The organism is Flavobacterium ardleyense (assembly GCF_042686085.1).
GTDB classification, from domain to species: Bacteria; Bacteroidota; Bacteroidia; order Flavobacteriales; family Flavobacteriaceae; genus Flavobacterium; species Flavobacterium ardleyense.
This window is the reverse complement of the sequence record NZ_JBHUOL010000023.1, coordinates 46,744-55,854: the sequence shown is the minus strand read 5'-3', so window position 1 is coordinate 55,854 and position 9,111 is coordinate 46,744. Positions and strand designations below refer to the sequence as shown.

General features: G+C 31.9%; 5 protein-coding genes. All 5 read left to right on the top strand.

Annotated features, from left to right (window positions below; translation table 11 throughout):
• Positions 1-266 precede the first annotated feature (266 nt).
• The 5 genes from ACFSX9_RS15770 to ACFSX9_RS15750 all read left to right on the top strand — a co-directional run bounded on the left by ACFSX9_RS15770 (position 267) and on the right by ACFSX9_RS15750 (position 8,110).
• Positions 267-2,234, top strand: coding sequence for a peptidylprolyl isomerase (locus ACFSX9_RS15770; protein WP_379809436.1), 1,968 nt, complete (start codon positions 267-269; stop codon positions 2,232-2,234).
• Positions 2,235-3,086, top strand: coding sequence for a hypothetical protein (locus ACFSX9_RS15765; RefSeq protein WP_379809434.1), 852 nt, complete (start codon positions 2,235-2,237; stop codon positions 3,084-3,086).
• On the top strand, positions 3,070-4,422 hold the full coding sequence (locus ACFSX9_RS15760; RefSeq protein ID WP_379809432.1) for a peptidylprolyl isomerase: 1,353 nt from the start codon (positions 3,070-3,072) through the stop codon (positions 4,420-4,422). The genes ACFSX9_RS15765 and ACFSX9_RS15760 overlap by 17 nt, the downstream gene beginning before the upstream one ends.
• Positions 4,423-4,539: 117 nt before the next feature.
• Positions 4,540-5,493 (top strand): AAA family ATPase, encoded by a 954-nt coding sequence (locus ACFSX9_RS15755; protein WP_379809430.1) that lies wholly within the window; start codon positions 4,540-4,542, stop codon positions 5,491-5,493.
• A gap of 352 nt (positions 5,494-5,845) precedes the next feature.
• Positions 5,846-8,110, top strand: coding sequence for an aconitate hydratase (locus ACFSX9_RS15750; protein WP_379809428.1), 2,265 nt, complete (start codon positions 5,846-5,848; stop codon positions 8,108-8,110).
• Positions 8,111-9,111 lie beyond the last annotated feature (1,001 nt).

The window sequence follows — 9,111 nt, the reverse complement described above, 5'->3', positions numbered from 1 at the left end:
ATCGATTAACAGGAAAAGGTTATGGCGAATCGCAATTAGTAAATGACTGCGGATGCGAACCTACAAACGAATCAAATTGCTCGGAAGAAGAACACCAAGCAAATAGAAGAAGTGAATTTATTATTACAGCAATGTAAGAGAGAATAATTAAAAATAAAAAGCATCAATTAATTTTGATGCTTTTTTTGTTAATAGTCGCTTATAAATGTTGCTAAATACACGCGATTTGTTATTTTTGTCGATTAGAACAATAAAATTAAGTTTATATGAAAATTAGTCGTTTGATTATTCTGGTTTTTTTACTAGTACAGTCATTTCTTTTTGCACAGAATAAAGAGGTTTTATTTACAATTGATAACCATCCTTATTATACTGATGAGTTTCTAAGAGTGTACAATAAAAATCTTGATTTAGTAAAAGATGATTCTCAAAAAAACCTTGATAATTACTTGGAATTATTTTTAGGATATAAACTTAAAGTTGAAAAAGCGAATAAAATAGGTTTGCAGTATGGTGTAAGTTATCAAACGGAATTAAAATCATACAGAACGCAATTGTCAAAAAACTATTTGAATGATTCTAAAGTTACCAATAAATTAGTTCAAGAAGCGTACGACAGAATGCAAAAAGAAGTTCGTGCTTCTCATATTTTAGTTTTAGTAGATGAAGGTGCTTCACCAGAAGACACTTTAAAAGCGTATAATAAAATAAATGATATTAAAAACAGGTTAAGTGGAGGTGAAGACTTCGTAAAAGTTGCCCAAAAGTTTTCAGAAGATCCTTCTGTGAAAGATAATAATGGGGACTTAGGCTATTTTTCTGCTTTTAGAATGGTTTACCCTTTTGAAAACGCGGCTTTTAATACAAATGTCGGAAGCTTGTCAAAACCTTTTAGAACCCGATTTGGTTATCATTTACTAAAAGTTACAGATAAAAGAGACAATAGAGGTGAAATTACGGTTGCGCATATTATGATTGTAAAACCAACTGTTCCAGATAACCAGTTAGAAGCAAAAGCTAAGCAAACGATAGAGGATGTTTATCAAAAAATTCAACAAGGTGAAGCCTTTGAAACGTTAGCTCAGCAGTTTTCTGAAGACAAATCTTCCGCTCCAAAAGGAGGTGTTTTACAACGCTTTGGTTCGGGTCAATTGAGCTCTGAAGAATTTGAGAATGTTGCTTTTTCGCTTCAAAACAATAATGATATTTCTAAGCCTTTTCAATCCCAATTTGGATGGCATATAGTAAAGCTTATCGATAAACATCCGGTGCAAACTTTAGATGCTATGAAAGCCGAACTAGAAGAAAAAGTACGAAGAGACGAACGCTCAATGTTGATCACAAACTCTTTGACAAAAAAATATAGAGCGAAATACACGCACAGCTCTAATCAAAAAATGTTGACAGCAGTTAAAAAAACGGTTACGGCTGATTTCTACGCACAAACTTGGGAGACTCCATTAAATTTAAGAGACTACAATAAAACGATTTTAACAATCGAAAAAGTAAAGGATGTTACAGCGGAGGATTTTTTAAACTTTATTCAAGTACAGCAAAAATCAAAAATTAAGACAGCGCCAGTTTCAAAATTAGTAGATGAATTATTTGAGAAATTTGTCGATGAACAACTTACAGTTTATCATACGGATAATTTAGAAAATGAGTTTCCAGAATTTAAGTATGTAATGGATGAATACAGAGATGGATTGCTTTTGTTTGATTTAATGGAAAAAGAAATTTGGACAAAAGCTAAAATGGATTCATTAGGTTTGGCGAATTACTTCGAACAAAATATTAAAAATTACCAATGGAAAAAACGTTATAATGTAAATATTTTTTCTTCTACAGATAAAAAAATTATCGCGAAAGCAAAAAAGTTTTTAGACAAAAGAAAGTCAGTTGATTATATTAAAGAGCAATTAAATAAAGACGGGAAAATTAATGTGATGGTGAAATCAGGTCTTTTTGAAGAAGATTATGATATTTTGCCTTCTTATAATAAGTTAGTTAAAGGCGTGTCTTCAGTGGCAACAAAAGACCAATATCATTTCGTAGTAGAAGTTTTAGAGGTAAAAGAAATAGAAGCTAAGAAATTAACTGAATGCACAGGGAAAGTGATAAATGATTACCAGCAATTCTTAGAGGCAAATTGGGTAGATGAATTGAAAAAAGAGTTCAAAATCCAGGTCGATCAAGCAGTTTTTCAAAAGGTTAAAAACCAATTACAGAAATAAATGAAATATTGGATTCAATTGCTTTTACTAACCTTTTTGGTTTCTTCTTGTGACTATTTTAAAGTACCAAAAGAACCTAAAGCTATTGCGCGTGTGGGTAAGTTTTTTTTGTATGAAGATGATATTTTAGATCTAGTTCCAAACGGCACTTCGAAAAAAGACAGTATAGCAATTGTGAAATCTTTCATTGACAGATGGGCAACTCAAAAATTACTGTTTGAAGCTTCGGAACGAAATATTAGCAAAGGAAAAATGGCTGAATTCCAGGAGTTAATAGAACAATATAAAGTGGATTTATATACCAAGAATTACATTGAAGATTTGGTAATCAGACAAATCGATACAGCGGTTACCGAGGAGCAGATTAAAACCTATTACGATACTAATAAGCAGTTTTTCAATAACTCTTCTGAACTCGTGAAAATGCGATATATCAATTTAGTTAAAGAAAATCCAAAATTTGTAAATATTAAATCAAAGTTTAGTTCCTTTACAAAAAAAGATAGAATAGAGTTGGAACAACAAGCGGTTAACTTTAAAAGTTATGCTTTTAATGATTCCATTTGGGTAGATATCAATCAAGTATTTGAGAAATTACCGTTTGTGAATCTTGAAAATAAAGACCGATTTATTAGTAGTGGAATCAATTTCCAATATCCAGATTCTACGACAATGTGGTTAGTTAAAGTAAATAAAGTGTTACCTATAGATAGTCCAACGCCTTTAGAGTTTTTAAGGCCAACGATAAAGCAGATTATACTTAATAACAGAAAATTAGAATTAGTAAATACAATAGAAAAAGAGATTACCAATGATGCAATCAATGACAATAAATATGAAATTTATAAATAGAAAATTTTTTCTTAGCCTTTTTTTAATCGCGACAGTTTTTTCATTCGCACAAAAGAAACAAAAAGTAGATGGTGTAATTGCCGTAGTTGGAGATTATATTGTGTTAGATTCTGATCTTGATTTAGAGTATGTTCAGTTAAAGGCGAATGGGATTGATACAAAAGATATTACGCGTTGTGAATTATTTGGAAAACAACTAGAAGATAAACTTTATGCGCATCAAGCCATTCAAGATAGTATTGTAGTTACTGATTCTGAAGTGAATAGTTATATGAACGAGCAGATTGACGCAATGGTTGAGCAAATTGGTGGTATGGATAAAGTATTAAAATACTACAACAAGAAAAATGAAGAGGATTTTAGAAGTTACTTTTATGATGTCATAAAAATGAATAAACTGACTTCTCAGATGCAAAAAAAGATTGTTGATGATGTTACAATTACTCCAGAAGAAGTAAGAAGTTTTTTCAAAGCAATTCCTAAAGATGAAATTCCAACATTTGGTGCGGAAATGGAAGTGGCTCAAATTGTTATTAAACCAATAATTACAGAGGAAGAAAAGAAGCGTGTAGTTGAAAAATTAAATGAAATTCGTCAAGAAGTTATTAATGGTTCTAGTTTCTTTAGTAAAGCTGTATTGTTTTCGGAAGATCCAGGTTCTAGTTCAAATGGAGGATTTTATAAGATGAATCGTAAAACACAATTCATAAAAGAGTTTAAAGATGTAGCGTTTACTTTGGCAGAAGGAGAAATCTCTCAACCTTTCGAAACTGATTTTGGTTATCATATTATTTTGGTAGAAAAAATTAAAGGGCAAGAAGTAGAATTACGTCATATTTTAATCTCTCCAAAAGTATCGTCTCAAGCAATTAAAGATGCTAAAGAAAAAATAGAGGTTATTAGAAATAAAATTATCAGTAAAGAAATTACGTTTGCTGATGCTGCTAAATCTTCTTCAGATGAAAAAGAAACACGTAACAATGGCGGTGTTTTATTAAACCCAAGAACAATGGAACCTCGTTTTGAATTAACGAAGATGGATCCAACATTATATGCTCAGGTTTCAGAATTAAAAGATGGTGAAGTTACTTTTCCACTTTTGGATGAAGAGCGTGGCGGTGCTAAATTCTACAAGATAGTTACCGTTAATAATAGAACAGAAGAACATTTAGCTGAGTTCTCAAAAGATTATTTAAAAATTAAAGAATTAGCTTTGCGCGATAAGCAAATTCAAGAGATAGCAAAATGGAGCGAAGAGAAGATTAAAGAAACCTATATTAAAATTAACGACGAATATAAAGGTTGTGAATTTACTAACAATTGGTTGAAAAAATAAAATTTGATTACAACTTAACCCTTTGAATATTCAAGGGGTTTTTTGTAAGTATTTTTTCTTACTTTAGTACTTTGCAAATTAAAATAAAATTACTGAATTATAAATTCGAAACTCAATATGTCAGACGTAGCAGCCATTCAAGAATTAGTTCAAAGACAAAAAGCATTAAAAAAAGAAATTGCCAAAGTAATTGTTGGTCAAGACGAAGTAGTACATCAAATTATTTTGAGTATATTTTCAGGAGGTCATGCCTTATTAGTAGGTGTACCCGGATTAGCAAAGACCTTAATGGTAAATACAATTTCTCAAGCTTTAGGGCTAGATTTTAAACGCATTCAGTTTACACCAGATTTAATGCCTTCTGATATTTTAGGAAGTGAGATTTTAGATGAAACACGTCAATTTAAATTCATAAAAGGACCTGTTTTTTCAAATATAATTTTAGCTGATGAGATTAATAGAACGCCACCAAAAACGCAAGCGGCTCTATTGGAAGCGATGCAAGAAAGATCTGTAACTGTTGCCGGTCATCATTATAAGTTGAGTTTGCCTTTCTTTGTTTTAGCAACCCAAAACCCTATTGAGCAGGAAGGAACTTATCCTTTACCTGAAGCGCAGTTAGACCGTTTTATGTTTGCTATTAATTTAGATTATCCAAGTTTTCAAGAAGAAGTAGATGTTGTAAAAGCTACAACTTCTGATTTTAAGCCAGTAGTAAATGCCTTGTTTACAGCTCAAGAAATTATTGATTTTCAAAATGTAGTTCGAAAAATTCCGGTTGCAGATAATGTAATCGAGTATGCAGTTTCATTAGTAAGCAAAACTCGTCCAGATAATCCGTTGTCAAATGAATTTGTGAAAACTTATATCGATTGGGGTGCTGGTCCACGTGCTTCGCAAAATCTAATTCTAGCAGCCAAAACCAATGCAGCCTTTAATGGAAAGTTTTCACCAGATATTGAAGATGTGCAGGCAGTAGCAACAGGAATATTAAGACATAGAATTGTAAAAAATTATAAAGCGGATGCCGAAGGGATTTCGGAAGAAGAAATTATTAAAAAGCTGTTTTAAAAACAGCTTTTTTTATTTTGGTATTTTCACGGTTTTGTTGTTTGTGATGTTTTTAAATAAAAACAAAGTAATTTTTTTCCGAATCTAAAGTTCAATTGTTGCCCTGAAATACTCACATCATAAAATATCGCATGTTTTTTTGATAAATTTCCAATAGTTTCTCTTTTAATTACGAATTATTTAATAAATGATCTTTTCAGCTGGTTTTGTTGAAATATTGCTATTAAAATAGAATCTTTATAAATAATAATTCTTTTATTAGACCGATTTATTAAAAATTTTCAAATCTCGTTAAGATTCATTAAATTTGTATTTCTTAGTATACAAACGAACACAAATAACTTATTATAGTATGGCTTTTGATATAGAAATGATCGAAAAAGTATACGCTAACATGGCAGAAAGAGTTGATAAAGCTCGTGACCTAGTTGGACGTCCACTTACATTAACAGAAAAAATATTGTATTCTCATTTATGGGATGGAACAGCTTCTGGGATTTATAAAAGAGGAATTGATTATGTTGACTTTGCTCCAGATAGAGTAGCTTGTCAAGATGCAACAGCACAAATGGCATTATTGCAGTTTATGCATGCGGGTAAAAAATCAGTTGCAGTTCCTACAACAGTACATTGTGATCACCTTATATTAGCAAAAGATGGTGCGAAAAAAGATTTACAGTTAGCTAATTCGCAATCAAAAGAAGTTTTTGATTTCTTATCTTCAGTTTCTAATAAATATGGAATTGGATTTTGGAAGCCAGGATCTGGAATTATTCATCAAATCGTTTTAGAAAATTATGCATTCCCAGGTGGAATGATGATTGGTACTGATTCACATACTGTAAACGCAGGTGGATTAGGGATGTTAGCAATTGGTGTTGGTGGTGCTGATGCAGTTGATGTAATGTCAGGAATGTCTTGGGAATTAAAATTTCCAAAATTAATCGGAGTTAAATTAACTGGTAAATTATCAGGATGGACTGCTCCAAAAGATGTTATTTTAAAAGTAGCTGATATCCTAACTGTAAAAGGTGGAACAGGTGCTATTGTTGAATATTTTGGTGAAGGTGCTTTAGCAATGTCTTGTACTGGTAAAGGTACAATTTGTAACATGGGTGCTGAAATAGGAGCAACAACTTCGACTTTTGGTTACGATGATTCAATGAGAAGATATTTAGCAGCAACAGGTCGTCAAGACGTGGTAAATGCTGCCGATAAAGTTGCGGATTATTTAACAGCTGATGCTGAAGTATATGCTGATCCAGCACAATATTTTGATCAATTAATCGAAATCAATTTATCAGAATTAGAACCACATATTAATGGTCCATTTACACCAGATAGAGGAACACCAGTTTCTCAAATGAAAGTGGAAGCGGAAGCTAATGGATGGCCGTTAAAAGTAGAATGGGGATTAATCGGTTCATGTACTAACTCTTCTTATGAAGATATGGCGCGCGCTGCATCTATCGTTAGACAAGCAGTTGAACACGGAATTACACCAAAAGCGGAATTTGGAATTAACCCAGGTTCAGAGCAAATTAGATACACAATTGAAAGAGACGGAATTATCGCTGATTTCGAAAAAATGGGAACTAAAGTATTTACAAATGCTTGTGGACCATGTATTGGACAATGGGATAGAGCAGGTGCTGATAAACAAGAAAAAAATACAATTGTGCATTCGTTCAACCGTAACTTCTCTAAAAGAGCAGACGGAAATCCAAATACACATGCATTCGTAACTTCTCCAGAAATGGTTGCTGCTTTAGCAATTGCAGGACGTTTAGACTTTAATCCATTAACTGATCTGTTAATTAATGATAAAGGAGAAGAGGTTAAACTAACAGCTCCATTTGGTGATGAATTGCCAAAAAGAGGTTTTGAGGTTGAAGACGCAGGTTTCCAAGCGCCGGCTGCTGATGGTTCATCAGTTCAGGTAGCAGTTTCTGAAACTTCAGATCGTTTGCAGTTATTACAACCGTTTGAAGCATGGGATGGAAAAAATATTTCAGGAGCTAAATTATTAATTAAAGCTTTTGGAAAATGTACTACTGACCATATTTCTATGGCTGGACCATGGTTACGTTTCCGTGGGCATTTAGATAATATTTCTAACAATATGCTAATTGGAGCAGAAAATGCTTTCAATGGTAAGCCTAATTCGGTTAAAAATCAATTAACTGGAGTTTATGATGCAGTTCCGGCTGTAGCTAGAGCTTATAAAGCAGCAGGAGTTCCTACTGTAGTTGTGGGTGACCATAATTATGGTGAAGGTTCTTCTCGTGAGCATGCAGCTATGGAGCCACGTTTCTTAGGTGTGAAAGCGGTATTGGTAAAATCTTTTGCTCGTATCCACGAAACGAACTTGAAAAAACAAGGAATGTTAGGTTTAACATTTGCTAATGAAGCTGATTATGATAAGATCCAAGAAAACGATACGATTAATTTCTTAGACTTAAAAGAATTTGCACCAGGAAAACCATTAACAATAGAATTCGTTCATGCTGATGGAACTAAAGATTTAATTTTAGCAAATCATACGTACAACGATAGCCAAATTGGTTGGTTCGTTGCTGGTTCTGCTTTAAATTTAATCGCAGCTGGTAAAGCATAATTTTACAACAAAATTTATAATAGAAGTCCTCTCAAGTTTAATTTGAGAGGACTTTTTGCATTATGTTTAATTTTAAATAAAACTTCCCAAATTTAAAATTAGATTTCTATTTAAAAGTTCTTGTTGTTGCCAATTGAATCATGGACTTTGGCGACAGAGGAGCGTTGTTTGCTTTAAATACAATGTAGGCACGACTTAGTTACTCTTATTTATTTAGAAACCTTATAAGTGTGGTAAATGAAGAATATAGGCTTGATGAAGTTTTGCAAGTGAATTCAAAACAAAGCTTAGTTTGTTATTCTAAAAAGTTGATTTTTTTTAAAATTTTGTGACATCAATTTGAAGCTATCATATAACGAATCTGATTAAAGTGCTGTTTGTTGAATTTAGTTGGTATTCTTGAAGCTTGAATTTAAGAGTGTTTTCTATTTGAACAAGGATTAAATCTTTGGAAGTGTAAAATTAGAATCTAGAAAATAATCCTAGTTTGATGGTAAATATTTACATAGTCTACTTCTGTCTAACTGTAGTAGAAAAAGTCGTGAGGTGTGCAATAGTTTAATGGTAAAGTTATAGACTGGCGAAATAAAAAGAATAATCTGCTAGAGTTTAATCTTAATAATTCTAAAAGATTAAGCACTATTAACAATGAAAATAAGTGAGAAAAGAAAAATTAGGGAGGCAGATTTTTGAAAATTAGTTTAATTATCTGATGAATTCCTCCTTCAGAGCCTCTAACTGCAAATAAATTAAACAAATATATATTTAAATAGAAGTAAAAAGGGCTTGTTTTAAGCAAGTTGATTTATCAAAAGAACAAAGTTTTAGGTTTATTTTATCAATTATAAATGATGAAAATTTGTTTTTGAGTCAAATAGTGTTCAAAATAGAGATTTTTAGAAATGAATTAAATCACTGGTTTTTAGTGTTTTAATGTAAATGCTTGCTCTGTCTAAAAAATCATAAATTTGTAAAAAAAGCGGGAATAAATCGGAAATAAA